The 25,994-nt window shown below is 36.7% G+C and carries 28 protein-coding genes; 15 read left to right on the top strand and 13 right to left on the bottom strand.

Features of this window, described 5'->3' with window-relative positions:
* Window positions 1-164: 164 nt before the first annotated feature.
* Complete coding sequence (locus tag BUB45_RS05695; protein ID WP_073006176.1) at window positions 165-338, top strand: DUF2929 family protein; 174 nt, start codon at window positions 165-167, stop codon at window positions 336-338.
* Between the two features lie 181 nt (window positions 339-519).
* Here the strand turns inward: BUB45_RS05695 and BUB45_RS05690 are convergent, their stop codons facing one another.
* On the bottom strand, window positions 520-858 hold the full coding sequence (locus tag BUB45_RS05690; RefSeq protein WP_073006174.1) for a hypothetical protein: 339 nt from the start codon (window positions 856-858) through the stop codon (window positions 520-522).
* A 281-nt stretch (window positions 859-1,139) separates the two neighbouring features.
* Here BUB45_RS05690 and BUB45_RS05685 point away from each other — a divergent pair, with 281 nt between their 5' ends.
* Window positions 1,140-1,964 carry an undecaprenyl-diphosphate phosphatase gene (locus BUB45_RS05685; RefSeq protein WP_371413727.1) on the top strand — a complete coding sequence of 275 codons (825 nt, stop codon included), beginning with the start codon at window positions 1,140-1,142 and terminating at the stop codon, window positions 1,962-1,964.
* An 81-nt stretch (window positions 1,965-2,045) separates the two neighbouring features.
* Here the strand turns inward: BUB45_RS05685 and BUB45_RS05680 are convergent, their stop codons facing one another.
* Both BUB45_RS05680 and BUB45_RS05675 read right to left on the bottom strand, forming a co-directional pair.
* The gene (locus BUB45_RS05680; protein WP_073006171.1) at window positions 2,046-2,357 is read right to left on the bottom strand and encodes a metal-sulfur cluster assembly factor; all 312 of its coding nucleotides are present in this window, start codon (window positions 2,355-2,357) and stop codon (window positions 2,046-2,048) included.
* A gap of 155 nt (window positions 2,358-2,512) precedes the next feature.
* Entirely contained in the window at window positions 2,513-3,274 is a 762-nt protein-coding gene (locus BUB45_RS05675) for a prolyl oligopeptidase family serine peptidase (RefSeq protein WP_073006170.1), read from the bottom strand.
* Between the two features lie 319 nt (window positions 3,275-3,593).
* Here BUB45_RS05675 and BUB45_RS05670 point away from each other — a divergent pair, with 319 nt between their 5' ends.
* From BUB45_RS05670 to BUB45_RS05655, 4 genes are all read left to right on the top strand, one after another.
* Window positions 3,594-4,415 (top strand): Cof-type HAD-IIB family hydrolase, encoded by an 822-nt coding sequence (locus BUB45_RS05670; RefSeq protein ID WP_073006168.1) that lies wholly within the window; start codon window positions 3,594-3,596, stop codon window positions 4,413-4,415.
* Between the two features lie 245 nt (window positions 4,416-4,660).
* A complete protein-coding gene (locus BUB45_RS19755; protein WP_162985778.1) occupies window positions 4,661-4,810 on the top strand; it encodes a hypothetical protein in 150 nt (49 codons plus the stop codon).
* A 1-nt stretch (window position 4,811) separates the two neighbouring features.
* Entirely contained in the window at window positions 4,812-5,018 is a 207-nt protein-coding gene (locus BUB45_RS05660) for a DUF3813 family protein (protein WP_073006165.1), read from the top strand.
* Between the two features lie 246 nt (window positions 5,019-5,264).
* Window positions 5,265-5,528, top strand: coding sequence for a NifU N-terminal domain-containing protein (locus tag BUB45_RS05655; protein ID WP_073006164.1), 264 nt, complete (start codon window positions 5,265-5,267; stop codon window positions 5,526-5,528).
* A 122-nt stretch (window positions 5,529-5,650) separates the two neighbouring features.
* Here BUB45_RS05655 and BUB45_RS05650 read toward each other — a convergent pair whose 3' ends face one another.
* Entirely contained in the window at window positions 5,651-6,076 is a 426-nt protein-coding gene (locus BUB45_RS05650; protein ID WP_073006162.1) for a hypothetical protein, read from the bottom strand.
* 21 nt (window positions 6,077-6,097) lie between these two features.
* Window positions 6,098-6,940, bottom strand: a complete 843-nt coding sequence (locus BUB45_RS05645; protein ID WP_073006160.1) for a YitT family protein — start codon at window positions 6,938-6,940, stop codon at window positions 6,098-6,100.
* A 182-nt stretch (window positions 6,941-7,122) separates the two neighbouring features.
* Here BUB45_RS05645 and BUB45_RS05640 point away from each other — a divergent pair, with 182 nt between their 5' ends.
* On the top strand, window positions 7,123-7,995 hold the full coding sequence (locus BUB45_RS05640) for a DegV family protein (protein WP_073006158.1): 873 nt from the start codon (window positions 7,123-7,125) through the stop codon (window positions 7,993-7,995).
* A gap of 154 nt (window positions 7,996-8,149) precedes the next feature.
* Here BUB45_RS05640 and BUB45_RS05635 read toward each other — a convergent pair whose 3' ends face one another.
* Window positions 8,150-9,634, bottom strand: a complete 1,485-nt coding sequence (locus BUB45_RS05635) for an alpha-amylase family glycosyl hydrolase (RefSeq protein ID WP_073006235.1) — start codon at window positions 9,632-9,634, stop codon at window positions 8,150-8,152.
* 164 nt (window positions 9,635-9,798) lie between these two features.
* Window positions 9,799-10,167, bottom strand: a complete 369-nt coding sequence (locus tag BUB45_RS05630) for a YisL family protein (protein WP_073006157.1) — start codon at window positions 10,165-10,167, stop codon at window positions 9,799-9,801.
* Window positions 10,168-10,425: 258 nt separating this feature from the next.
* Here BUB45_RS05630 and BUB45_RS05625 point away from each other — a divergent pair, with 258 nt between their 5' ends.
* Window positions 10,426-11,622 carry an ornithine--oxo-acid transaminase gene (locus tag BUB45_RS05625; protein WP_073006155.1) on the top strand — a complete coding sequence of 399 codons (1,197 nt, stop codon included), beginning with the start codon at window positions 10,426-10,428 and terminating at the stop codon, window positions 11,620-11,622.
* 306 nt (window positions 11,623-11,928) lie between these two features.
* Here BUB45_RS05625 and BUB45_RS05620 read toward each other — a convergent pair whose 3' ends face one another.
* On the bottom strand, window positions 11,929-13,140 hold the full coding sequence (locus tag BUB45_RS05620; protein ID WP_244527662.1) for a DUF418 domain-containing protein: 1,212 nt from the start codon (window positions 13,138-13,140) through the stop codon (window positions 11,929-11,931).
* A gap of 377 nt (window positions 13,141-13,517) precedes the next feature.
* Between BUB45_RS05620 and BUB45_RS05615 the strand changes: the two genes are divergently transcribed.
* From BUB45_RS05615 to BUB45_RS05590, 6 genes are all read left to right on the top strand, one after another.
* Complete coding sequence (locus BUB45_RS05615; RefSeq protein ID WP_073006151.1) at window positions 13,518-13,730, top strand: spore germination protein; 213 nt, start codon at window positions 13,518-13,520, stop codon at window positions 13,728-13,730.
* 21 nt (window positions 13,731-13,751) lie between these two features.
* The gene (locus BUB45_RS05610; protein ID WP_073006149.1) at window positions 13,752-13,952 is read left to right on the top strand and encodes a spore germination protein GerPB; all 201 of its coding nucleotides are present in this window, start codon (window positions 13,752-13,754) and stop codon (window positions 13,950-13,952) included.
* A 73-nt stretch (window positions 13,953-14,025) separates the two neighbouring features.
* Entirely contained in the window at window positions 14,026-14,604 is a 579-nt protein-coding gene (gene gerPC / locus BUB45_RS05605; protein WP_073006139.1) for a spore germination protein GerPC, read from the top strand.
* A gap of 2 nt (window positions 14,605-14,606) precedes the next feature.
* Window positions 14,607-14,783 carry a spore gernimation protein GerPD gene (locus tag BUB45_RS05600; protein ID WP_073006137.1) on the top strand — a complete coding sequence of 59 codons (177 nt, stop codon included), beginning with the start codon at window positions 14,607-14,609 and terminating at the stop codon, window positions 14,781-14,783.
* A 14-nt stretch (window positions 14,784-14,797) separates the two neighbouring features.
* On the top strand, window positions 14,798-15,181 hold the full coding sequence (locus BUB45_RS05595; protein ID WP_073006135.1) for a spore germination protein GerPE: 384 nt from the start codon (window positions 14,798-14,800) through the stop codon (window positions 15,179-15,181).
* 167 nt (window positions 15,182-15,348) lie between these two features.
* Complete coding sequence (locus BUB45_RS05590) at window positions 15,349-15,567, top strand: spore germination protein (RefSeq protein WP_073006133.1); 219 nt, start codon at window positions 15,349-15,351, stop codon at window positions 15,565-15,567.
* A 176-nt stretch (window positions 15,568-15,743) separates the two neighbouring features.
* Here BUB45_RS05590 and addA read toward each other — a convergent pair whose 3' ends face one another.
* The 4 genes from addA to BUB45_RS05570 form a co-directional block, all read right to left on the bottom strand.
* The gene (gene addA / locus BUB45_RS05585; protein WP_073006132.1) at window positions 15,744-19,460 is read right to left on the bottom strand and encodes a helicase-exonuclease AddAB subunit AddA; all 3,717 of its coding nucleotides are present in this window, start codon (window positions 19,458-19,460) and stop codon (window positions 15,744-15,746) included.
* Window positions 19,454-22,951, bottom strand: coding sequence for a helicase-exonuclease AddAB subunit AddB (addB, locus tag BUB45_RS05580; RefSeq protein WP_073006130.1), 3,498 nt, complete (start codon window positions 22,949-22,951; stop codon window positions 19,454-19,456). Before addB ends, addA begins: the two co-directional genes overlap by 7 nt.
* Window positions 22,952-23,306: 355 nt before the next feature.
* Window positions 23,307-23,858 carry a signal peptidase I gene (lepB, locus tag BUB45_RS05575; protein WP_342068339.1) on the bottom strand — a complete coding sequence of 184 codons (552 nt, stop codon included), beginning with the start codon at window positions 23,856-23,858 and terminating at the stop codon, window positions 23,307-23,309.
* A 55-nt stretch (window positions 23,859-23,913) separates the two neighbouring features.
* A complete protein-coding gene (locus BUB45_RS05570) occupies window positions 23,914-24,570 on the bottom strand; it encodes a TVP38/TMEM64 family protein (protein WP_073006127.1) in 657 nt (218 codons plus the stop codon).
* Between the two features lie 401 nt (window positions 24,571-24,971).
* On the opposite strand from BUB45_RS05570, the gene BUB45_RS05565 reads away from it, so the two are divergent.
* Window positions 24,972-25,367: a YhjD family protein gene (locus BUB45_RS05565; RefSeq protein ID WP_073006125.1), complete on the top strand. Its 396-nt coding sequence runs from the start codon at window positions 24,972-24,974 to the stop codon at window positions 25,365-25,367.
* Here BUB45_RS05565 and BUB45_RS05560 read toward each other — a convergent pair.
* A complete protein-coding gene (locus BUB45_RS05560; RefSeq protein ID WP_244527661.1) occupies window positions 25,303-25,917 on the bottom strand; it encodes a competence protein ComK in 615 nt (204 codons plus the stop codon). The two genes, BUB45_RS05565 and BUB45_RS05560, sit on opposite strands and share 65 nt — an antisense overlap.
* Between the last annotated feature and the right edge of the window lie 77 nt (window positions 25,918-25,994).

Genomic DNA, 25,994 nt, shown 5'->3' with positions numbered 1-25,994 from the left:
ATTCATTGTTCCATAATATTCTTATGGAGAAAAGAACTCTTCCATTCGTTACATTAATGTTATGATTTTCAATAAATGCAAGTTATACTTTTTTTTTCATCTTTGTTTTGGTAAACTAGAAAGAGATATTTCTATAAAGTTACTGTGAAAAACGAGGTGTTATCATGCGATACATTGTTACACTTTTCTGGTCATGTTTAATTGGCGCAGTGGTTTCCTATGTTTTATCAAGTATGGGAAGTGAACCATTCAACTTAACAGCAACCATCGGATTATCAGTCGTCTTTTTTGTTATGGTATCCGTACTAGGTGACGGTATTTTAAAAGAAGATAACTAAGTCCATTTATAATGACACTGCAACTGTGTGGCAAGCCCACACCGTTGCTTTAGTTTATTCTCCATACATAGCTAGTTTCAGGATTGTACGTTTGTACCGTACCCACAGTTGCCTAATTGAAGAAAAGGGAAAGCCCTTGCCTCTTTTTAACGTATAAGGCAAGGGTTTTTTCTTGTTTCCATTAATACCATGGTAAAATGCTGAGTGCAGCTAAAGCAGTTAATGGTAAAATAAGCCTTCGAAATCGGTTAGGAGGGTACCCATATCCTCCGTAACCATAACCAGGCCCACCGTATCCTGGATAGCCATAACCAAATTGTCTGTGATGTTGGCTATGCCCTTGCTGCATATGTGAGTGATGTTGTTCATGCGCTTCTATTGGTACTGCTAAATATACAGATTCGTGATCCAAACCAGTTATTATCCCGTCAACGCTAGAACCATCTACTAACTCAATAAGCACATAAGCATGCATATGATCCTTACAAACATCGTATATATGTTGATGACTGTGACTCATATTATCTGCCTCCTCACCACACAGCCTATTCATTTGCCCATAGGTTGGTGACTTGTATAGTGGTCAAAATCTACTATTGCAACAAGTTTTATCGCAAGGCTCTGAGGTTTCTTAAAGGGATATGAGTATAAATCGCCCTTCTTAACGTTTTGTTTTCTATAGTACAGCTAAAGAGCTTACAAAATTGTAAGCTTCCTGTAAGGTAAATGAATACCTTGATTTTCCATTTAAGTTTAATCTTACAAAAGAGAAATATTGGAGAGGATTTTTTCATGGACGCTATATCTAGCTTAAGTATCATTTTAAAATATTTATTACTCGGTTTATTTCAAGGTTTCACGGAACCAATACCTATTTCATCAAGCGGACATTTAGTTATGCTTCGTGATCTCCTTCATTTACAAGTCGAATTAACAGGATTGTCATTTGAAATTTTAGTAAATTTCGGATCACTAATCGCTGTCCTGGTCGTTTTCCGTAAAGATTTAATTCGGTTAACAAAAAATGGGCTTCGATTTGTTTTACAAAAAGATAGAGATAATGAAGCAACGGCTGACTTTCAATTTATCGTATTTCTAATTGTAGCAACCATTCCTACGGGAGTTTTAGGCTTCTTATTAAACGACTATATAAGTGACATTAAAGCTGTTGCTGTCGGATACACCTTGCTGATTACTGGGGCAGCTTTATGGATAATTCGTAATCTTCACGGGAAGAAAAATGACGGAGATTTAACGATAAAAGACGTACTTATTGTCGGTGCAGCACAAGCCGTCTCATTAGTTCCTGGGATTAGCCGTTCAGGTGCTACTATTGTTGCTGCTATGCTTGTCGGCATGAAGCGGGAAACTGCTTTTCGTTTTTCATTTTTACTTTATATTCCCGTTAGCCTTGGGGTAACGATTTTAGGAGTAAGTGATATTGTCAAAGATGAAAGGTTTAATGAATTAATGATTCCTTATGCTATTGCCTTTTTAGCTTCCATTATTGCTACATATTTTGCCCTTAAATGGTTCGCTAACATCATGGCTAAAGGCAACCTGAAGTATTTTAGTTTCTATTGTTTCGTAGTTGGAATCCTAGCAATTATTATCTTTACACGATAAAAACACAATGGATTCCATGGAATAAAAAAAGCAGTTGTCTATGTCAGGCAACTGCTTTTGATTTATTTCCACGGTAATAAATTAATCCGGAATACCTAGTGCAATTTTAGCATAACGTGACATTCTTTCCTTGCCCCATGGAGGGTTCCAAACAATGCTAACTTCCGTTTCTTTCACTTCAGGAATATCAGATAATGCGTGTTTCACATCTTGCTCAATATGTCCAGCAAGCGGACATCCCATAGAAGTTAGTGTCATGGTAACCTTACATATACCTTCTTCATCTAATTCTACATCATATACTAAACCTAAATTAACAATATCTATGCCTAATTCAGGATCAATAACATTTTCTAATGCACCAAAAAGATTCTCCTTTAATGCTTCATCCATACATTTTCCCTCCTCCAATATGTTATTACTATTTAAACATATTTTTGTGTATATTTAAAGAAAACAACGCTTGTTACAAACAGTTTGAAAACGGTTTGAATGAATTCCTATGCTTGTAAGCTGGGAATATTTATGTAAAATAGCGTATAACTTGATTATAAATGATCTACAAACCACTTTACCGTTTCAAGTGTGGCAAATCTTCCTACTTTATGACCACGATTTGCTTCTCCTAGAAAAACAATATCTTTAGAGTTAGCATAAGTTGGTGCTACTTGTTTATAAAAAGAGTAAGCATGATTAAACGGTACAATTTCATCTACTTCCCCATGCCAGATAAACAACGGGCGTCCATTTAACTTCTCTGGTTGCTGAGACAAATCATACTTAGATAGCTGATCCAACAAGTTCGTAATTTCTTTTTGTTCTACAGGCAGATCGCCTCTTTGTTTAAACGCATCAATAATTTCCTGAGCAAAGGTTGTAATCTTCGGTGTACCCATTAAGATAGCAGCTGCTTTAACCCATTCATATTGGGTAATGGCAGCAGAAGTCGTTATTCCTCCCATGCTTGTCCCCGCTACGCCAAAGCGATCATCTAATAATAATCCAGCTTCATCTACATAATCCTTTATATATTGTAATTCAGTTACATTTTGTACTACAATATCCCAAAAGGATAGTTGTCTTTCCTCCGCATGAATGCCATTTTCTCGGGCGCCATGATACTTGCTATCTGGCAAAATAACCCGGTATCCTTTTTGAGCAAGTAAAAATGCTAGGGGCAAATTATGCTCTTTTGCGCTGGTAAACCCGTGGAAATAAGTAATTACGGGCAAAGCGACGCCGTTTTTTTCTGCATCCACTATAATTAAGCTTGGAATGGTGTCAATTTTCTCTTCATATATTCCGATCATGCTACACTGTCCCCTTATGTACGTATTCGTATATTTTTCATTCTACTATCACAAAGAATGCCTATCAACTTTTAATCATTACACCGTTCATTCTTTAATTAAAAAACTTACATTATTATTGGATTATAATTGATAAAGCATCTTTCTCCCAATTGTTTGGGCACCGAATAAGCCATCTAAATATATATGTTTTTAATTTTTTAATCTAACAGTACTTTATGTGCAGAATAGAGCAAGACACATAGATGTTAGGACAAGTTTTAACTTTACATTCCTTCGTTTCGACTATACACTATGAACAGATGAGGTGATTGTAAATATGCAAACAAACAGACACTTAATAGCATTAGATCTTGATGGAACACTGTTAACCGATAAAAAAGAAATCAGCCCTAAAACAAAACAAGCCGTTTTAAGAGCAATGGACGAAGGTCATATCGTTGTTATTGCAACAGGCAGACCACATCGGGCAAGTATTGGTTATTATAAAACATTAGGGTTAACTACTCCGATGGTAAACTTTAATGGTGCACTTATTCACCATCCAAATGATAAGAAATGGGATGCTCTGCACAGTCCGATGTCCATTCGAACAGCTCATAAAATTATCGGAACGTGTTATGAGTTAAATGTACGAAATATTTTGGCTGAAGTTATGGATGATGTGTATTTAGATCAATATGATCAGGCCATTATTGATATATTTCATATGTCACAAAATGACCCCCCTTTTACAATAGGGAGTCTGAGAAATAAATTAACAGAAGACCCTACTTCTATCTTAATTCATCCGAAAGATGAACATATTTCCACATTGCGAAAGAATCTCGATGACTTTCATGCTGACCTTATTGAACACAGAAATTGGGGAGCACCATGGAACATTATTGAAATTGTTCGCAAAGGAATGAATAAGGCTGTTGGTTTACAGAAGATTGCTCATTATTTCCATATCCCCGCAGACCGCATTATCGCTTTTGGTGACGAAGATAATGATTTAGAAATGATTGATTACGCGGGGGTAGGTGTAGCTATGGGCAATGCAATTGATGAATTAAAATCCATAAGTAAATACGTGACAGATTCTAATGAAGAAAACGGAATAGCAAATTTCTTACAAACCTATTTAAAACTAGGCTAAAATCTGTTTCTTATGGCGTTGTTATTCTTTTACAGTGGCACTTTTACTGCTTAAAAATATCTTATTATCGCTAAAAATTCAATTATTTCCATTTATAATTATGGAGAACAAGATCACACTAAGGGTGAGCACAATTCATGTGTTCACCTTTTTTGCTTTCGAATAGCAGGAGACGTAATAAAACGCCTAGGATAACTTCAATCATGATTTTTCAAAAAGTGCATATGCACAAAGGAGGAAATATCGTGAGTAAAGCAAGTAAATCAAAGCGTTTTGCCCAACAGAGCGCAGATTCTGTAAAAAAGCATGCTGAACGCTTCCCTTATCGAAGCAGATTCTCTGAGGTGCAGAGAAAACAAGATGAAGCTGATAACCATACAGTAGGAGGGTTTTAGGTTGGAAAACAATCAAAATAATTTATTTCAACAAGCAAGAAATGCTGTGATGAACTTTATGAATCAGCAAAACAATGCTTCTAATGCAGAAGATAAACAAGCTGCACAAAATGCGATTCAAGCTGCTTATCAGGATGCTACACCTGAAGAAAAACAGCAATTACAGCAATTGGAAAATCAATTGAGACAACATAATCAAATACAGTAACCTCTGCAATTAGTAACTTGTATTTGGTTAACCCCCTCTAGAAAGTCCCTTAACAGGGGCTTTCTTATGGATAAGTTAATAACTCCCATTACCAATTTTAGCTTCGAACTGCCTAACATACATTGATGTTACGAACAAAATACGAAAAGACACGCCTTTAACACATATGCTTAGCGACAAAATACTTTTTAATCCTTCTTATATCTGCTATTATTGAGAATAAGTATGATTTAGGAGGGATGAAATTTGAGTATTCGTGCTGAAGCCACCCCGAATCCAAATGCAATGAAATTTACTACAGATAAAATAATATTTGAAGGAACAAACAGTATATCCATAATGCCTGGAGATACGAGTGAATATGACATTTTAAATGACTTAATGCAAGTAGAAGGTGTAGATAATGTTTTTGGATATCAAAACTTTATTACCGTAAATAAGCAATTCGATACAGAATGGGATGATTTAATACCAAAGGTAACGGAAGTAATAGAAAAAAATGGATTTTAAAAGGCCAGCATCCTTATTGCTTGGCCTTTTCTTACATGATAGAAATATAAAAAAGTTTTTGCTGCTTTCGCCATATTGGCTTGGCGACAAGCCAAGTTTTTCTAACTTACACGCCCTTTTGGTTATTTGTTTTCAACATCTACAGGGAAATAATTCGGGTTTATTTTTTCACCATCATGATTCTTTCCATATATAACAATTACTGGAGGTTCCTCCGCATTCAATGTTTCCTCTGGCAGTTCAACCTCTACCATAAACTTCTCCCATTGCCCTTTCTTCTTCTCTAAAGGTAAAGCCGTTTCGTCACTAAGAGACTCTCCTTCATGTTCCAATTGGTAGAATACATTCGTTTCATTCGCATGCACTTCACCTTGTAAAACAGCTATTCCACCTTTCACTTCCATATCCAAGTTTTCAAAACGAACGCCGTTTGTCTGTGCTTCTCGTGTTGAAGTGTCTTTGGCTGTAGTGCCAGCCTTTTCATTCTTCGTACTACATCCAAAAAGTACTAATGATATAGCTAAAAACAAGAAAACTTTTTTCCACATAGCTCCCGCTTCCTCTCTTGTTTAATCTCTGCGAAAAAAACCAAATATACCTGTCGTTTGAACGATATTTGTAAATGCGTTCGGGTCTACTTCATTAATAATTCTTTCTAAATCATACAATTCATACCGAGTGATGACCAGATAAAGCATATCCTTATCTGTTTTCGTATAAGCTCCTTTAGCTGGAAGAATCGTAATACCACGTACCATAGTTTGGTGAATAGCAGCCTGCAGTTCATCCGCTTTACGAGTAATGATCATAGCTGTAACCTTTTCATGACGTGTATGAAGAGCGTCAATTACACGTGTCGTTACGTATAAAGTAAGTAAGGTATACAAAGCATTTTCTGGTTCATATAAAATACCAGCGAATGCTATAATAATCGCATTTAACATTAAAAAATACGTACCTATCGGTTTATCTTTCATTCTCGATAGAACCATCGCCACAATGTCCATTCCTCCAGTGGAAGCACCGACTTTAAGTGTAATCCCTACACCAGTACCACCAACAACACCACCAAAGACAGCATTTAAAATAATGTCTTCTGATATTTGAACCATAGGAATAAATTCTAGAAAAAGAGTCGTGCAAAATACAGAAACGACACTATAAATCGTAAACCCTTTACCTACTTTAAACCAACCCAATATAGCAACAGGGATATTAAATAGAGCTAATAAAATTCCCGTACTAATTCCGATGCCAACGAAATCATTAAAAACGCTAGATGCTAATTGAGCAGCACCAGTAAACCCACTAGCATACACATTTGCTTCAATTAAGAAAAAGTTCAGAGATATTGCATTAAGCAACGCTCCAAAAATGACTACTGCAATTCGTTTTGCTTCAAAAATGAACATAGAGGCCTCCTTCTTCGTTTACAGATAATTAGTCTGTCATCATACACACACCCAAACGCTAGATGTCATTAACTTTTTTATTTGAAAATTATTAAAATTAAACATTCCTTTTTTTTGACTAACTACATAAACAACTATAAACTAAAAGAAAGATTACTAAAAGGAATGTAGGTGAATAAACGATGGATATTAAAATCCTTGCCGATTCAGCTTGCGATTTAACAGCAGATTATTATAATAAATACGACATAGCATTTATACCATTAACCGTCCGGCTTGATGATAAGGATTACGAAGATGTCAAAACAATAGATCCTAAAACAGTTTACCACGCAATGCGTGATGGGAAAACCCCAAAAACATCGCAAGCTTCAGCTCAACGTTTTAAGTCTATTTTTACATCTCATGCTGAAGCAAATCAACCTTTAGTTTACCTTGCTTTTTCTTCTCAACTATCTGGTACATATCAAGCAGCAAAAATGATGGAACAAGAAGTAAAAGAAAGCTATCCCGATGCACCTATTCACGTAATTGATACGAAATGTGCTTCACTAGGGTATGGGCTTGTTGTACTTCATGCAGCAAAGCTTGCCAAGCAAGGAGCGGCGTTACAAAGAATCGTAGAATCAAGTAAGTCCTGCGCTCTTCATATGGAGCACATCTTTACTGTTGATAACCTAGAATATCTATATCGAGGTGGCCGTGTAAGCAGAACAGCAGCGTTTGTTGGTTCTTTGTTAAAGATTAAACCAATTCTTCACGTAGAAGATGGGAAGTTAATTCCTTTAGAAAAGATACGCGGTTCAAAAAAATTGTTCCACCGTATGCTAGAAATCATGGAAGAACGCGGTGATGATTTATCAAACCAAACCATTGCAATCTCCCATGGCGATGACTTCGAGCGAGCAGAACAACTTGCTTCCATGATTAAGGAGAAATTTCACGTAAAAGATGTTATTATTGAGATGGTTGGGTCGGTTATAGGTGCGCATTCAGGGCCTGGAACGATTGCACTCTTCTTTTTAAATGATACCGATTTTGATCGCCCTGCATAAATGGAAGCACCAAGCAGAAAAGGGACTTTACATCCCTCTTCGCAAAGTAACAATACGAAGAGGGCAAAATCCCTTTGTGAAATGCGCAAATAAAATATTCGATTTTTTCTATTGTAATAAATGTCACCAAGGATCGCCTGCTTTGTAGTCTCCTTTACCCCTCATTTTTCTTTTGTTTTCTAGATAACACCACTATCCCAACGATAAACAATAAAAATATACCGATTATAAAACCAATAAACCACCAGTTAAGTCCTGTGTCTTCTTCTACAGAGAATATTTCTACCATCTCTCTATCTAAACCAACCCGATATTCTCCGTTGCCATTAGCTCGAAAGGTTTGATCACTTAAATATCCTCGCAATTCTTTTCCTTCTTCTACATCTGAAATGGTAACAGAACGTGTTTTTACATCGTTATTAATAGCAATATACATCGTTTGCCCATCATAAGTACGTTTAAACACACTCATTGCTCCATCTGTCCCTACCATTTCGTAGTTTCCTCTTCGTAAGGCGGGAAACTCTTGACGTAAGGAAGATATCCTATTAAAAAACTCCGTTAATTCTTTATCTCCACTGTTAAACTCTACCATCCGTTGTACTTCATCCAATGTGGAACCATACATCGGCAGATGAGAACCTTGATAGATGACGGGGACATCTGGCATGGAATATAAAAAGGTTAAAGCTAATTTCCAAGCTGTCAATGGATTTCTGCCATTTTCCGCTAAAGTTTGTGTAAAACGCTCCATGGATTGGTCATCCATAAATAGCATATCAACAACACTATCCTGCATTGTTGCTTCAAATATATTTTCCGGTGAGACACCGGGTTTAGAAAAAACATCACGCATTGCTTGCTGTGCATTATGGTTCTCAACAGCATCAATATGTTGATTTTCCTGTAAAGTAGTTACATCAGATTTTCCCTCTAGTACATCTGCTAACAAATAAAAATTTTCATCAGATTGTTTTATTTCATTTGAAAGTAGTTTTAAAAACGATGGTGAAGCTTGGTCTGCAGCGTGTAATTGGAAACCGTCAACATCCGTTTCTTCTTTCCAATACTTTGCTACATCGACTAAATAATCTTGTACTGCTTCATTTTCTTGATTCAATGCAACAACATTTTCCCCCCAAGCTGTGTTTACTTGTGCATCTCGATCGATCCAATCCGCTTTAGATGGATTAGTAACAATCGGATGGCTTTTAGCAACATACTTCGTGACAAGCTCCAAAACAACTTTTATCTCTCTTTCATGAGCTTCATCAATTAACTTTTGCAAACTTTCCATATCACCAAATTGCTGTTCTACGTTATAAAAGTCTTCTATCCAATAACCATGATAACCGTCTGGTGCGTTTGCCATAATAGGTGACAGGATGATGGAAGTATACCCCAATTCCTCAAAAGTATCCAACCTATCTGTAATCCCTTCCAAATCACCACCATGATATGCTTTTGGATTATCAAGATCAATTTGTTTATCACGTTCAACATTTAAATTATTATAGCGGTCAACTAAGATACGATAAAAAACTTCATCTTGAATGCTTGTTTCATCAGCTTGAACCATAGTTGGTACATAAATAAAAAACATGAAACTAACTATTAAAAAAGCAATTACTTTCTTCATCACTTCTCTTTCCCCCGTCCATCTTTTTCTTGTCCGATTATTTTTCGCTTTATCCAGTTAAAACTTTATGATGAAAAACTGTAGTTTCGCCTATTCTAAAGCCATTATAGTATAAAAAAGGCTGTCCTACGTTCATAAGGACAACCTTTTATTTTTGTTCATTCTTAACCTAATTGAATTCCCATAGGTAAACGAACGAATCCTAATACAAGCAGAATAATAAGCGCAATGACAAACTGTATCCACAGTACTTTTAATGGTTTCTCCTTTGGTAAGCGAACGAGTATCATTTCCATAATAGCAATCATCCATATACCCGCAACCCCTTTAACAATTGCTTCTGCCATTAACGATCCACCATTAAAGTAAGGGGTGATTAAGTCTCCTCCAGAATATAGTATAAGTAAATAATCCAAGCGCAAAATCATATGTACGATTTTCCCTGCTTTTGTATTACCTTTCTTATACATAGCATAAGAGATTGCTAATAAAATAAACCCTAATACCCATCCCGTTATATGCAAATGTGTCATGAAACAATCTACCTCCTATTTCCAATTCAACTAATGCTATCATATCATGATCCTAGTAACTTTTCATTTTTAACACTCTATCGTTTAACAAATATGTAACAGCTACTCTATTATGATAAAAATTACTTTCTAATTAGGAAAGCTTCCCATCTATCAGCTAGGTTTAAATTTAATAGATTCATTTTTTTATAGCTGGCAGTTGCAATAAAAACTGTTATACTGTATTTGTAGATTATTTTTAAAATTCGGAGGGATCATATGGGACAAACAAGTCAACAAATTATTGATCAAACACAGGAATACGGTGCTAAAAATTACCACCCTCTGCCTGTGGTCATCTCTAAGGCAGATGGAGTGTGGGTAGAAGATCCTGAAGGAAACCGCTACATGGATATGCTCAGTGCTTATTCAGCTGTTAATCAGGGACATCGCCACCCACAAATTATTAAAGCGCTAAAAGATCAAGCAGATCGCTTAACTTTAACATCCCGAGCTTTTCATAATGATCAGCTTGGGCCTTGGTTTGAAAAAATTTGTAAGCTTACAAATAAAGAGATGGTATTGCCGATGAATACAGGCGCAGAAGCAGTAGAAACGGCTATTAAAGCAGCTAGAAGGTGGGCTTATGACGTAAAAGGAGTGGCGGAAAACAAAGCTGAAATTATTGCTTGTGAAGGTAACTTCCACGGTCGAACAATGACCGCTGTCTCTTTATCATCTGAAGCCGAATACAAACGTGGCTTCGGACCAATGTTACCAGGTATTAAAATTATCCCTTACGGAGATGCAGAAGCTCTAAAGGCTGCAATCAATGAAAATACCGCTGGATTTCTATTTGAACCAATTCAAGGAGAAGCTGGTATTGTTATCCCACCAGATGGGTTTTTACAAGAAGCATATCAGATTTGTAAAGAAAACAATGTACTATATATTGCGGATGAAATTCAGTCTGGACTAGCTCGCACAGGAAAAATGTTTGCATGTGACTGGGAGAATGTAACACCTGACGTACAAATTCTTGGAAAAGCCTTAGGTGGAGGCGTCTTTCCAATCTCATGTGTAGTTGCTAACAAAGATATTCTCGGTGTATTCAATCCTGGTTCTCACGGTTCCACATTTGGAGGTAATCCACTAGCATGTGCTGTCTCTATTGCTGCATTAGATGTATTAGAAGAAGAGAATTTAGCTGATCGTTCTTTAGAATTAGGAACATACATGATGAATGAATTAAAGTCCATCCCTAATCCAAAAATAAAAGAAGTTCGTGGTAAAGGGTTGTTTATCGGTGTGGAGCTTACCGAACCAGCCCGTCCATATTGTGAAGCGTTAAAGGAAAAAGGACTGCTTTGTAAAGAGACACATGAAAACGTCATTCGATTTGCACCTCCATTAATTATTAAACAAGAAGATTTAGAATGGGCTGTTTCTCATATTAAAGAAGTATTAACACCATAAGAACAAAGGCTCGGGGCGCCCGGTTAGCAACGTAGCGAGTGGAACGAAGCAACGAAAGTTTTAGGAATCATGCTCCTGCAACAGGAGTATGCCGGCGCCCTCCGGTAAACCCGTCTTTAGTCGGTCTTCCTACTTAGAACGAACCGATGATGATTTAGCTTCGGGCAATGGAGTGAAGTCGCCTAGTTGCTGGCGCTGGAGCCGGACGTGGCTAAGTTTATCCATAGATATAAAATTTTATGATATACCAGACCATAAAAAAGCAGCTTGGCACTGTTCCAAGCTGCTTTTTCAGTGTTTCATGATTTATTTGCCCATAAGTTGCATCTTTCCATAAGTAAGACTTCTCCATAACCACTCCAAAGGCCCATAACGGAACTTCCTTAACCATATACTACTATATATCATTTGCAAACCATAAATAATAATGGCTATACCTACACCTTGTAACGGGGGAGTTTGACCATACCAACCTAATCCAATCCCATAAAACAAGAGAACACAAAGGATAGATTGCATAATATAGTTGGTAAATGCCATTCTCCCAACATAGTTAAATGGTTGCATCAATTTAGCACCTAATTCTGTTTGTCCCAATAGTGTAATGGACAAAATATAAAACAAGGCAGAGAACAAGCCTCCAATACTATCTTGGGCAATTTCAAACCACAATGGGTTACCAAAGAAATACGGCCCTAATTTAAACACTAAAAACAAAATAAGCGAATACACCCATAACTTTTTTAGTACTGATTTATGTTGCATTGGATGATGTAACCAACGTTTTCTTGCAAAATACATACCCACTAAAAATAATGGCAAGAGTAAAAAGGGAAGAAAGAAGAGACCTAATCCACTCCCAAACAGCCAATCTTGCGCATTTTGTGACCAAATAGTAGTAAAGGAGTTACTTTGATAATTTGCAATAATAGGTTCAACTGGCTTTAATGGCTCTTGTCCATACATAGCTATCCATGTTCTCGCCAAATAGGAAATAAATGTAATAAAGCCAACAAACCCTCCTAATAGCCCCACAGCCCAATAAATTAAAGTCCTCTCCTTTACTTTCAAAAATAACAATGCAAGTAAACCGACTAGAGCATAGGTAATTAAGATATCACCATACCAAATTACAAATGCATGAATCACTCCAAATAATAACAAAAATAAAAGTCTTCGAGTTAGAAGCGGAACAGCTTCTAACTTTTTTAATTGGAGACGATCCGTCATTAATTGGAGGCCAAATCCAAATAAAAAAGAAAATAAACTGTAAAAGCTCGCTTGAAAAACGATATCAATAACAGCAAGCGTTACCTCATCTTCAGGATTATTCCAAACTAACCCTTCTCCTCTGTATGTAAAGTAAGGAGAGCTAAATGACAGCATATTAACAATTAGTATGCCAAAAATGGCAAATCCCCTTGCAGCATCTACCCAATGCAGTCTGTCTTTTGTTTGCACAGGTGAAGCTTGTTGATTCATAAACACATCCCTTTCCTTTATTAGTTTAATTGTCATTAGAAAAAACAATCATTCTTTATGGTGAAAAACACCTATAATACCTTAAACAATAAAAAATCGCTTGTGGGCAAATCAAAAACATTTTATGTATTCTTAACACAAGAAGCTTCGAAATGGATTTACGAATGTTCCTTTTATTTAACTATAAGAAAAGAAACAACAAATCACAAGCTAAATTTTTAAACAAATGTAACATATTTCTTCTTTTAATTCCTCAACAATTTATTTTTTATACATAACTTAATAATAAGCGAAATTACCTAAAGTAAACTTCTCCTTATTGTTAGAAAAACTTAATTCATACTATAAAGCGAAAGTTGTACACTTTCCTATAGTGAAAAAAAGCTTTGTCTCGTTAAAGAGGAGGTATTGAAATGCCAGCGAAAGTAGGGGCAGTGAAAGTCGTTAACTTATCATCTTCCAGTATTTTTAATATTGGTGACGTTTACTCGATGTCTCCGAATAGTACTGCTAAAACATTTGCTGGTGGAGGGTCCTTTAATACCGGCAACGGGATTCGCGTAAACTTAGGAAATGCTAAAACATATATATACGATTCAGATAAAGTAGATATGTCTTATAACTAAAAGGTGACAGGAGTGATGTAAATGCCTTTAACCGTGCATCAAACCATAAGTATTTATATGATTAAAGTTGGAGCTATTACGAATTCATCTGTTCTACAAATTGGTAGTACGGGAAGTGTTCAATCCCAATCTGACATTTACAATACCGGTGGTTATACGGAACCTGCGCCAACAGCCGAAGTTATTCAAGAAGCAGTTCCATTGGTTCCTTTAGCTCCCTAAACTGCACATTTCTCGACTTTTAGCATATAGTAAACATAGGCATTCGTCTAGGTATGGCAGAGGAGGGAGTTCCATGAACCATTCAAACTGGTCCGCTTATATGTACGATATACATGAATACATGAGACAGCAGGAAGCGTTAATTCAACAATTAACAGCACGAGTAAATGAATTAGAAGAAAAGCTACAGAACACAAAATCTAATCATATCGAAAAAGTAGAATATCATTTTGACCAACTAAAAATTGAACAATTAGATGGAACACTTCATATTGGTTTATCTCCACAAGATTTGGCTAATCTAGACGGCAGCTTTATTGATCAACCGAAACCTCCAAACTATCAAGCCCCTTTAAAACAAACGATACAAGCAGAATTAAATGATTATTTGCATCAAAACGGCACAAATATAATTAATCAAATGGCAGCAGAATATAATGTAAATATGGATGACGGTTATCCTCCCATTTTGATTCAAGATATGATCAAACAGTTACCAGGACGAATTGCCTTTTACGAAAACGAAGCATATAACGAAAAAAACTTACAAACAAGAGATGACATCCACCAATTTATATCCGACAACGTAAAACATGAAATTAAACAATCGCTACGAAAATATATGGATACCCAAAGATCTAAAGGAGAATAGCTATGAATATGGAAGTTCATAATTGGGGATTAAATATTGGTAATGTTCAAGTTGACAACGTATCCTCATCATCTGTGTTTCTAATTGGGGACAATGAGCAATTTCTTCTTTCATCCTTTTTCGATACACCGCCCGAAGCATTTACGTTAGGAAATATCGTACCGTTAGCACTTACGTAAAAGGGGGGAGGGAAATGAAAAAAAGAACATCCATTGTTGATAATTTGTTTACTAACTCTGTATCCACAAGTAGTATACTTTCCATTGGGGATACAGAAAATGCTGCGTTAAAATTTAAAGGCATTGCTATTCAAAAACAAACCCCTGTTTTTTCTAAACGTGATGAAGAAACATTCAATTACCCACTATTTAAGCGAGATACGTATTGGCCAGTAACAAAAATGCTCGTAAACAAGTCAACGACCCACCACAAAGGGAGCATTCATGTGGCGAATGTTGCAAGTATCGGCGTAAGTAGTTCTTCTTTACTACAAATTGGTAATTTAACAAGAGTCTATGCAGAGGCTCGTGTGAAGCATTTCCGTAAGCTAAAAGATACAAGTGAATCTTATGAATAAAAATTGGGGATTTAGCTGCTGTTATCTCCCGTTTAGATTTATCAAGGCAAAATCTTTCCATTTTTGAAGAGTCTTACAGCATCTTATATCCGAAACAAACCATACGCACCAATAGCTAATAAAGTCATACGCTATAGAAACAGAATTTTTTCAAAAGGTGGTTTCCTATGCCTTCTATTGTTGGTCCGATTAAAATTGTTAGTGTGAGTGGTGGGGTCGTAAATTTTGGTGATTCCTTTTATGTTGCTCCAAAAGAATCCACAAAAACAAATGCTGGTTCTGGTTCCTTAAACACTGGAGATTTCACATGCACAAATAATGGTGTAAGTTCAACCAATCCATTTGACCCAGATATAAACGACCAAAATTTAACTGCAAATGCTTAAAGACTATGCCGTGGATGTAGCAAACTCCACGGCATAGTCTTTCATCGCCCGCGGATCAGTAGTACTAATCCGCATGCAATACAAAATAGAGTATCTAAGGGCTATTATTTCTCACCATTGCTTGTCCATTCTACAAAGAATCTTAGAATAAATAGGAGCAACGTTTATAAATATCATTATCTTCTGGACGGCACCTGAACAAGCGCCTGTTTTGTAAAGAAATAAAGATATGTTTCCAATACTGGCTGTCTCCAAATCGTTTCAACTGCATGGCGGTAAAGATCCATTTGTGTTTGATATCTTCGCAACAACTTTTCCTCTACTAACTCGGACCATTCTCCGTGAATGGAGTCCGTTTTATAGTCCAGTATAATCCAACCATCCTTTGTCGAAATAATCGCATCGATTACACCTTGTATTAATACATCATCTTCTTTTCCTTGCCAATCATGATATACTTCTGTGGCTGGAATGGTTAAACTAAACGGAATTTCTCGTTGCACATAAGGAGCTGTTGCCATTTTCTGAGCAATTGGCGTTTGATAAAAATGTTCAATAGCTGTAATATCTATTTCTTCGACAGCCTCTCGACCAATCATTTCTTTTTCCACCATTTTTTCTAATTCCGCTTCAATCTCCTCATACGTCAACGAACGATGCAGTGGTAAATGTTGCATTACTTTATGCATAAAGGTACCCTTTTCAGCAGCTGATACTTTCTTTTCCTTTTGCATAAAAACAGGGCGTTTCATAATTGGTCTTTGCCTAGGTGTAATTAAATGATCACTACTATATTCATCTTTTAGTTCCTGCTGCCGCTTTAATTCGGTTACCGTTTGTTTCGCTCTGGATTGCGCAGCGTGTATATAAGGATACGTATCACTCAAACGTTGTTGCACCTTTTTTGCTAACTTGTCGCTGGATAATGTAAACGGAGTCCATTCAGAAATGTGTTGATAAAGCTGATCTAATTCACCATCAGCTTGCTTCCCTGTTACTTCAAGCTCGTTAGCGTGAATGATGTGAATTTCCCAACTAGAAGGGTCTTGTTGAATTTCTTCTTTTACTTGTTCTCCTATTTCTCCTAGTCGTAATACTTCATTTTCATGATGCCGTACTAGTGCAGGGGCAACCCAATCAAGGTATGTTTTTGCTTCTATTCGTCCATGAGTCGGTAGCACCCAGTAAAGATGGTTTTGAACGGCTTGCCATTTTTCCTTTTTCTTATCAAAAGATGCCACACTTCCAATCATAACAAGCTTTTCTTTGGCTCGAGTTAATGCGACATATAAAACGCGCATCTCCTCCGCTAATTGATCACGTAACATTTCCCGTCTTAATGCATGATAATAAAGCGTAGGATAGGATAGTCGTTTAACTGGATCAATATACTTGCTAGCAAAACCATAATCTTTATGCAATAAATATTTTTGATTTAAATCACTTAAATTAAATTGCTTATCCATGCCACCTAGTAACACTACAGGAAATTCCAAACCTTTACTTTTATGGATCGTCATAATCCTTACAACATCTTCCTGTTCACTCAAAGCTCTTGCAGCGCCTAGATCTTCCTTCCTCTCTTCCATACGTTCTATAAAGCGAAGAAAACGGAATAACCCACGGAAAGAGGTTGCTTCATACGTTCGTGCCCGATCATACAATGCACGGAGGTTAGCCTGCCTTTGCCTACCTCCTGGCATACCACCAACATAATCATAATATTTCGTTTCTCGATAAATTTGCCAAATTAACTCCGATAAAGCTACTTGTCTTGTGGCTTTACGTAATCGTTGTAACGATTCTAAAAACATGGTGATTTTATCAGCTAATGCATTGGCATGCTCTTTTTCGTAGGATAGTAATGCCTCATAATAGGTTTGTTTTTTTCTCGCTAACCGAATGGTAGTTAATTCTTCTTCATTTAGACCGACAATTGGTGAACGCAAAACAGAGGCTAAAGGAATATCCTGCCGTGGGTTATCTATCACTTTTAAAAAACTAATCATGACTTTTACTTCAATCGCTGCAAAATAGCCTGTCGACAATTCTGCATAAACAGGAATTCCTTGTTTTTTCAGCTCATCTGTAATCACAGGTGCATCCGTCATGGAACGCAGCAAGATAACAATATCTCGATACTGCACGTCACGTTGTTGCTCTGATTTTTTATCTACGACTTGTAAAGGTTGACCATTTTCTTGCCCAATCCATTGCTTTATTTTTTTTGCATACATTCGCGCTTCTAGTTCTGCTTTCTCGAAGTCCATGGAATGATCCAAGTCTGTTTCTTTACGCTCATTCGTTTCCCGATCAATAATAATTAATTCTGGATTTAGGGTTGTATTAGGAAAGTTGTCATACATCTTATTTCCATAAATGAGCTCTGCATTTGCATCATAATTTATTTCTCCAAGCGATTCATCAATGATTTGTCTAAATAAATAATTTGTTGCCATTAAAACTTGGCTACGGCTTCTAAAATTACGCGACAAGTCGATTCGTTTAGCAAAATGTTCAGATTGAGCAAAACGATTATACTTTTTTATAAACAAAGACGGCTCTGCGTGGCGAAAACGATAAATGCTTTGTTTAACATCCCCCACCATGAATCTGTTTCCCGCACCTGTTTGATTGCTTATAAGTGATAAAATAGTCTCTTGAACAAGGTTTGTATCTTGATACTCATCAATGAGTATTTCTGTATACTGCTCTTGCAAACTTTCTGCCACTTTTGATGGCTTTGGCTTATCCACATTTCTATCTTCAAGCAATATTTGCAAACATAAATGCTCTAAGTCGGAGAAATCGACGAGAGCACGTCCTTTTTTTTCTTCTTGAAACTTCGCTTTAAATGCTTTCACGAGGAAAGCTAACTGTTTCATAATCGGAGCCATTTCCCGCATATCTTCTAGGTGGCTTTTTAAATCTCTAGCAAACCAACTTTGCTTCATTGCTGTCCAGCGTTTTTTATAACTTTCTCTTAATTTTTTTACTTGTTTTTTCTTTTCCTCATTCACCTCTACTTTTTTACTAGATAGCTTAGCAAACGTACTCGCTTCAATCCAATCATGCAATTGTTGCCAGTCATTCAAATGAGCGCTCGCTTCATGAACGAGTACCAAATCCTTCTCGAGTGTATCGGCATAATGATAAGGCCCATCACTTTCTCTTGTTACGTTCATTGCTTGCTCTATTTCCTCTTTCATGGCGTTTAACTGTTCTTTCACTTCACGTTTCAAAATCTTAAGCCAGATTAGCTCACTTTCTCGAACCGTTTCTGGTATATCATAAGCTTCCGCTAATTGGTCTAACCATTGATCGGGCCAAGGGTTTTTTACTGCAAACTCATATAATTGTAAAATTAATGTCTCTACATCTGCATCGCTTCGATCACTGGAAAAACGGTCAACAACTTGAAAAAAAGCTTCTTGCTCTTCTGCATCCGTTCCATACCAGCTTTCAAATAAGTCGTCTAATACTTCCTGCTTTATCAGTTCTGCTTCCATATTATTTGCAATCCGAAAAGCTGGATCAATATCTAACAAATAAGCATATTGTTTAACAACATCTAAACAAAATGCATGTAGTGTGGAAATAGATGCCCGTTGCAATAACGATAATTGTTTTTTCAAGTGTAACGAAGCTGGGTTTTCTTCTAAAGCTTTTTCTAAGGCATCCCCAACTCGATTACGCATTTCTTGTGCAGCAGCATTCGTAAATGTAACCACAAGTAAGGAGTCAATATCTACAGGTTGCTCCTTATCTAACAGTTTTTGAATAATTCGTTCCACCAAAACCGCTGTTTTCCCTGAACCTGCAGCTGCTGCAACAAGAATATCCGACCCTTTTGTATAGATAGCTTCTTCTTGTTCCGTTGTCCAGCTTACCATGTTGCGTCCTCCTCTGCTTGCATCCGTTTGAGTATTTCATCCTGCTTCATATCTGCTAGTTTACGGTAATCATTTGTTGGTATCGTCGGATCAAATTGACATACAGATTGAAACGGGCAGTGGGTACAAGCATTTTGTTGTTTAAAATAATATGGATTTAAATCAATGGCACCATGTGTCATATCTATCCCCGCCTGCGTCATCAGTTGATGAACATGTTGCTGTAAATGCTTCATGGTCCTTTCATCTGCTACTTTAGAATAACTGTAAAATCCACCATTCTTTTTAATTGCGGCTGGAATAATTTGGCTTGCACCTGATTCTAAAGCTTGGTCCATGAGTTTAGCAATATCTTCATCTGCCAACAACAGCCCTTGCATCTTATACTTTTTAAACAATTCTTTTTCAATCGTGGCATCATCAAGCTTGTCTTGTCCTGTAATCATCGGATTATGGACGTGGAAATACAGAATACCTGCTGGTGTTGCTTTTACGCCTAACCATTTTTCCGAATGCGTAATAACTACATCAAGGTATGTTAACATTTGCAATGCAAGTCCGTAGTACACCTCAAGCAAATTTAATTCCTTTGCACTTGATTTGTAATCAATAATTCGTAAAAATAGCTCGTCATCTTTAACAGCCTTATCGACACGATCTATCCTGCCTCTAAGCATCAATTCAAATCCGTTTTGCAAAGGAACAGTTAACGGCGGTAGATCTTGATTGTTCCCAAATCCTAACTCCAAACCAACTGGAGAGAAGTGACTTCTTCTAGCTTGCTCACTTAATACATACGTTGCCCTTGCAATTACTTCTTCTAATTTCTGTTGAATATACTGATAGCGATTCGAACTGTGCAAGATTTGGTGCTGTAATATTGGAGATAGCTTGGTAATTGCTTGATGTGCGTATGAAACCGCATCAGCTTGTGTAAGTTGAGAAAATTCTTTATTTCCTTGTTGAATCCATTCGGTTATCGTTTTTAACGCCTCATGGAATAACTGACCAATATCTGGTGCATCTAGCTTATATGTTCGCCTTTCCTCTAAACCAAGGCTATATTTGGCGAAATGCTGATAAGAACATCTGTAATATGTCTCCAGTCTAGAAACACTTGCTTGAATCTGTTTTGGATATAGCTGCTCAACGGTTTCTGACGATAGATTACTAGGTTTATTTTGATAATATAGGCTCTGTAAAATACGGTATGTCGTTCCGTTCTTTTTTTCCTGCATGATATACCAATTGAGTACATGCCACCAAATGGGTTTTATTGGATACCCCTTACGATACCTTGCTAGTTGTGCTGTTAAGGCAGCTCTTGTTTTATGAGGTGTTGTCACAAAACGATCTGCTTCTAACAATTCATCGGGCTCTTGCAGCAATTGATGTTCACAACAGCTTGGGAATAAGTTCTCTATTCGCTTAATAAGTTGTGATGGCATCTTCGTATTTCCCTCTTCATCACTTAGTGGGTAACTAATCCATAACTGATCACTTGCTACTGTAAAAGACACATACATATAAAACCAGTCGTCTAGTAATTGACGTTTACTCGTTTCAGCAAGCTGTACGCCATGATCAGCTAATAAATTACGCTCTTGTTCATTAATTAAGCCATCCACGGGCGGTTTCATCGGCCAAATTCCTTCATTTACACCTAATAAAAAGGCACAACGAATATCGCTTATTCTTGAGCGATCAATAGAACCGACAATCACATGATCTATACTTGGGGGCACATGAGCAAACTTCAATGTTTCTAAACCAGCTTCCAATGTTTTACGGAATACAGGTAAAGACATCGTTTCTTCGCCTACCATTTCTACCATTTCATCCAACAGTTGAATAATCGCATCCCAAACCTGTTCCTGTTCTCGGCCCTTTTCAATTTCAGCTTGTTCATCGTATTCAGCTCGCAATTGTTCTAACTTTGTAGGAACTTGAAGCTCTTCCATTAATTCATACAAGCAAACACATTTTTCCTTCACCGTTTCTGCTTCTCTTAACTGCGTATCAAAGCCTTCAAAGGCTTTGACTACTTGTTGGCGATAACGATTAATACGTAATTGTGTTTCCCGTTCTGTATCAGTTTGTGACAGCTGGTCAAATCCACGAAATCGTTGAAAAATCCAGTCTTTCTTAGAAAACCAGCTTGCGCGGGATCGAACGCCATATTCCAGTACATAATTTTCTAATTCATCAATTGCATCTGCTGTTAGCGGATATTCCTTGTCCAAAATCGGCACAAAACTTGTTTTTAACAGACGAAACACCGCATCGTAACGCCAATTTCCTTCAACGACATCTAATGCTGAACGAATAAATTCCATTAACGGATGGTTTAACATCGTCCGCTTCTCATCAATAAATACAGGGATATCGTAATCATGAAAAATCGTCGCGATTAGATCATGATACATGTCTGTTTGCCTTATAAATAGGGCCATATCTTGATAACGATATCCTTCGTCTCGCACCAAATGAATAATTTGCTGTGCAGCACCTTCCACCTCTGCACGAGGATGAACGGCCTCAGCAATTTGTATAGGTACTGGTTGTTCATATGTTGGTGCTGGACGATGATCAAAGTACTGTTCCAAATGAGCAAAGTATGGGCGATTACGAAAGCGCCCATATGCAGGATCTAGTTTCATCGTTTCTTCTACCGTTACATCTATAGACGCAGCCAATTGCTTTAATGCATAAAACGTTTCTTTCGTTTGATAAAACAAATCAACTTCTGAAGTAGGTTCTTCTTCTGGCTTATCGACCGTTAACGCAACGGTAACTTGCTTACATTTTTTTAATAATGCTTCTATTACAATAAGTTCTGTAGGTGTAAAACGATAAAAACCATCAATATAGATTTCTGCATGTTCTAATAGCCTGGAATGAGCAATTTTATCTGCAAGTAATTGTAATTGATCTTCCCCGTCTATATATTTTCCTTGTAATGAAAGCAACAATTTTTCATAAATATACAACAAGTCTTCCAATTTATGAAGAAGACTTTCTTCTCCTGTTTTCTTATGTACATAGCTATTCATATGCTCCATTTTAGCTTGTAATAATTCAGGTGTAATAGCATAGCGTTTAAATTCGGTAATCATCGTTTCTAATTGTTCAATAAACCCATGCTTTTCCATAGCATGTTGAAACACATGCCATTCTCCTTGCTTTTCTTCCATAATTTTTCGTAGCATCATTTGCATTCCTATGGTACTAATAAAGGGCTTATTTCCTCCGCCTGTTTCTTGTAACACCCTCCATGCTAAACGCGAAAAACTAACTACTTGTGCCCGTATACTGCCACGAATGTCTTTATCTTTAAATAGATTATATTCTTGCTGAAAAGTCATCTGATCAGGTACAAGATAAAATATAGCTGCGCCTTGTGGCTGATCTAGCAATTTTTCTTTTATTTCATCAAATATGCGACCGCTTTTCCCTGTACCTACGCGACCTGTTATAAAACGGAGGCCCATCACTCACTTCCCCTTTCATGGTTAAAAATTGATTTATCGACAGCTTTATGACAAAAAGGTATATGATCAGATTTAAATCCCTGCAATGATCATAGATCATGGGGGATTAGCCTAACGTCCACGATCTTCTCCTATACGTATAAAATAGAAAACGGACAGAAGACCCTTTCCTTAGATGAAGACCGGGATCGTCCGTCCGAACTGACTTTATAATTGTTGCTTATGTCTTTACCATTCTAGTATATCATGTTTGAAAAGAAGCGTCTTGCTGTAGATGAAGAAGGTGTGACTGGCATCCATATTTGCACAACATCTTGTACAACTATCATAATGACACCAATGACGCTATTTCCCACTAGTTACCCAGACTTAGACTAGCTTGAGAAATAGGCCAATATTTCACATCTACTTTGCCTACCAACTGTGTCTGTGCAATAAATCCAAATACACGGCTATCCAAACTTTCCCCACGGTTATCTCCCATAACGAATAGCTTCCCCTCTGGCACTTTTGTCTCTCCAGTTATTTCTTCCAGCGAGAAGTTTTCTGTATATGGTTTATTACTTAACGTAGCTTGCGCATATTCTTGCAAAAAATCTTCCTCAACATAATTCCCATTTATATATAATTTGTCATCTTGGTAATAAATCGTATCCCCTGGAATTCCAATTACTCTTTTCACGTAATCTTCTTTCTCATTAGCACGAAAAACAATCACATCAAACCGATCGACTTCCGTTAAATCATACACAAATTTGTTTACCATTAGCAGGTTCCCATCGTCCAAAGTTGGCTCCATCGATTCACCTTCTACCACATAGCTGGCAAATAAAGCTGACTTGCTAACAAACATAATCATGGCCCCAAATAAAATAACAAAGACCACTTTCCGATATTTATTTTTCATTTTCATCTTCCTCCAGAGTAAATTCTACTAATAGCTTACCCTAGAAACAGATGTTTTAATCTTTTCTCATATCAGATTCTTCGCGCAGCTCCGCTTTTTTCTGTAATCGCTTTTCAATATATTTACCAATCATCCAAAATAACACGATACATATTCCAACAACAATCGTTTTCACCGGATTCTTGGCAAATTCCATAATACTTGAGCCAACATAAGCAATGGAGAAAATCATGACGGATTTCCCCATAATTACGGCTAAGATAAATTGTTGGGTACTAATTTTAGACAATCCAGAAACAACATTAATAACAGATGACGGAGAAAAAGGAAAACACATTAATAAAAACAGTGGTCCAAAACCATGCCTTTCTAGCCATGCAGTTACTCTCTTTACCTGTTTATTTTTACGAATTATTTTAAATACTTTTCGATCACCTAACTTACGAATAATTAAAAAGACGAGAATAGCACCTATTGCTGCACCTGCCCAAGATAAAATGAACCCTTCAAACAGCCCATAAGCAGCAGCATTGGCAAAAACGAATACAACTAGCGGCAAAAATGGAAAAAACGCCTCAATAAATGGCAACAGGATGCCAGGGATAGGGCCTAGATTCTCATAATTTTTTAATAGTTGCGTAATGTAATCATCAAAAGTTTCACTATCAAAAATCATTTCCCAATCGGATAGTTGGATGTCTAATAAAAGCATGTAGTAAATCTCCTCGATAATATGAATGTTATTTTTCTAGTTTTTTCACATAATAATGATATCTCCATGTTTTCCTATAACAGACGATTTCATACTTTAGTGTCTTTTTCTCCCTAAACACATGAGAAAAACGTCGGTTATACGATAAACTTAAAACTTTACACATTCCTATAGTAATTAAAAGAATGAAATGATAGACAAAGTAAAGCTTGAATTAGAGGTGTTCTCTTTAACCCCTTGAAGAATGGTTAGTACTTTCTATTTTAATAGAAAAATCGCCATGTGCAAAGTCCTATCACTTATATCGCCACTTTCTTTTCTTTATGAATTGAATTTTTTTATGGTTATCGCATATACTAGCAACAAAGGAACGTACGTTCTTTATAGAGGAGGAATTCTTTTTGCGTTACTTAAACGAAGATGAGTTAACATTGGCATCACGCTTCCTGTTTCTTTCCATGACGATCTTAGTAATTCAACAAGATATTTATTTTCTACAGACTGGTTCATTCAAAGCATTTAAAATAAAGGAATCCTATCTACAAGTTTTAACAAGAATGGAACAGCTTGCATTTCAGGAGCGAAAAAACTTACGGAAAACGATGCAGAAAAAACGAATACAAGTTGTAAAGTTGGAGAAAAATGATTCTTTTTCCTCTTATTTGTTTATTTGTCGAGGGCGTGAGGAAAAACGCAATTATTTCAACCCTGCTATCCGAAAAAAAGTGAAACTTATATTTGAGGAGTTGATGAAAAAGTCGATTCTGAAGGAGCAATGTGCTTCTTTAAAAACTTGAGTCGGTTATTTAATAAATACCGAAATTGAGCTGTTCGCTGTATTTGGTTTATCATCGACCCATAGGAAATGTCTAATTCAATAATTTTTCCATTTAGAAAGATAATTTCCGTCCCATATTCATGCTTCCTTTGAACTTGTTCGATATGGGAATGGGCGATCCATGTACACTGAGAGCTCGAAGGAGAAATCGTTGGAAAAAAATACATGCCGCTTAATGGATCAATTGTAATGGGGGCCTTATGGGTAATACCGCAAACATCACGCGTTCCATCCTGTCTTCCTTTTAAACTGCTGCCAAAATACTTACAAGCGTGATCCATCACCTTACTTGGGGAGCAGCCGACTGCATATTCTTCCTGATCTTCAAGCACCATCGTCATTGCTTTGTTGTTGGAGTCTCGTCGAGCGACCAAAGCAGCAGTAAAAGGGGTGATTTCGGGAGGATCTGTATAGAAGTTAAACATGTTTTCATCCTTTCTAGAAGAAAAGAAAGTGGCTTCTTTACTAAAATACCAAACTTCTTCAAAAAAAGAAACAACAAAACTCATTTTCTGTCTAATATTTTATTTTGTTTGCCAATTCTTTTCACCATTTCATCAACAAGAATAGAATAATGTCTATTAAA

The organism is Virgibacillus chiguensis (genome assembly GCF_900129865.1).
Lineage (GTDB): Bacteria > Bacillota > Bacilli > Bacillales > Amphibacillaceae > Virgibacillus > Virgibacillus chiguensis.
The sequence above is the reverse complement of the archived record's forward strand: the minus strand, read 5'-3'. Positions and strand labels throughout refer to the sequence as shown.

Excerpts from the sequence above, each read along its gene's own strand:
- lepB (WP_342068339.1), bottom strand. The coding sequence starts at position 23,858 with ATGAAAAATAAATATCGGAAAGTGGTCTTTGTTATTTTATTTGGGGCC.
- BUB45_RS05635 (WP_073006235.1), bottom strand. The coding sequence starts at position 9,634 with ATGAAGAAAGTAATTGCTTTTTTAATAGTTAGTTTCATGTTTTTTATT.
- addA (WP_073006132.1), bottom strand. The coding sequence starts at position 19,460 with ATGGTAAGCTGGACAACGGAACAAGAAGAAGCTATCTATACAAAAGGG.
- BUB45_RS05595 (WP_073006135.1), top strand. The coding sequence starts at position 14,798 with ATGAAAAAAAGAACATCCATTGTTGATAATTTGTTTACTAACTCTGTA.
- BUB45_RS05650 (WP_073006162.1), bottom strand. The coding sequence starts at position 6,076 with ATGTGGAAAAAAGTTTTCTTGTTTTTAGCTATATCATTAGTACTTTTT.
- addB (WP_073006130.1), bottom strand. The coding sequence starts at position 22,951 with ATGGGCCTCCGTTTTATAACAGGTCGCGTAGGTACAGGGAAAAGCGGT.
- BUB45_RS05560 (WP_244527661.1), bottom strand. The coding sequence starts at position 25,917 with ATGAGTTTTGTTGTTTCTTTTTTTGAAGAAGTTTGGTATTTTAGTAAA.
- BUB45_RS05690 (WP_073006174.1), bottom strand. The coding sequence starts at position 858 with ATGAGTCACAGTCATCAACATATATACGATGTTTGTAAGGATCATATG.
- BUB45_RS05625 (WP_073006155.1), top strand. The coding sequence starts at position 10,426 with ATGGGACAAACAAGTCAACAAATTATTGATCAAACACAGGAATACGGT.
- BUB45_RS05590 (WP_073006133.1), top strand. The coding sequence starts at position 15,349 with ATGCCTTCTATTGTTGGTCCGATTAAAATTGTTAGTGTGAGTGGTGGG.
- BUB45_RS05570 (WP_073006127.1), bottom strand. The coding sequence starts at position 24,570 with ATGCTTTTATTAGACATCCAACTATCCGATTGGGAAATGATTTTTGAT.
- BUB45_RS05615 (WP_073006151.1), top strand. The coding sequence starts at position 13,518 with ATGCCAGCGAAAGTAGGGGCAGTGAAAGTCGTTAACTTATCATCTTCC.
- BUB45_RS05640 (WP_073006158.1), top strand. The coding sequence starts at position 7,123 with ATGGATATTAAAATCCTTGCCGATTCAGCTTGCGATTTAACAGCAGAT.
- BUB45_RS05630 (WP_073006157.1), bottom strand. The coding sequence starts at position 10,167 with ATGACACATTTGCATATAACGGGATGGGTATTAGGGTTTATTTTATTA.
- BUB45_RS05695 (WP_073006176.1), top strand. The coding sequence starts at position 165 with ATGCGATACATTGTTACACTTTTCTGGTCATGTTTAATTGGCGCAGTG.
- BUB45_RS05680 (WP_073006171.1), bottom strand. The coding sequence starts at position 2,357 with ATGGATGAAGCATTAAAGGAGAATCTTTTTGGTGCATTAGAAAATGTT.
- BUB45_RS05610 (WP_073006149.1), top strand. The coding sequence starts at position 13,752 with ATGCCTTTAACCGTGCATCAAACCATAAGTATTTATATGATTAAAGTT.
- BUB45_RS05645 (WP_073006160.1), bottom strand. The coding sequence starts at position 6,940 with ATGTTCATTTTTGAAGCAAAACGAATTGCAGTAGTCATTTTTGGAGCG.
- BUB45_RS05620 (WP_244527662.1), bottom strand. The coding sequence starts at position 13,140 with ATGACAATTAAACTAATAAAGGAAAGGGATGTGTTTATGAATCAACAA.
- BUB45_RS05675 (WP_073006170.1), bottom strand. The coding sequence starts at position 3,274 with ATGATCGGAATATATGAAGAGAAAATTGACACCATTCCAAGCTTAATT.
- gerPC (WP_073006139.1), top strand. The coding sequence starts at position 14,026 with ATGAACCATTCAAACTGGTCCGCTTATATGTACGATATACATGAATAC.
- BUB45_RS05600 (WP_073006137.1), top strand. The coding sequence starts at position 14,607 with ATGAATATGGAAGTTCATAATTGGGGATTAAATATTGGTAATGTTCAA.
- BUB45_RS05670 (WP_073006168.1), top strand. The coding sequence starts at position 3,594 with ATGCAAACAAACAGACACTTAATAGCATTAGATCTTGATGGAACACTG.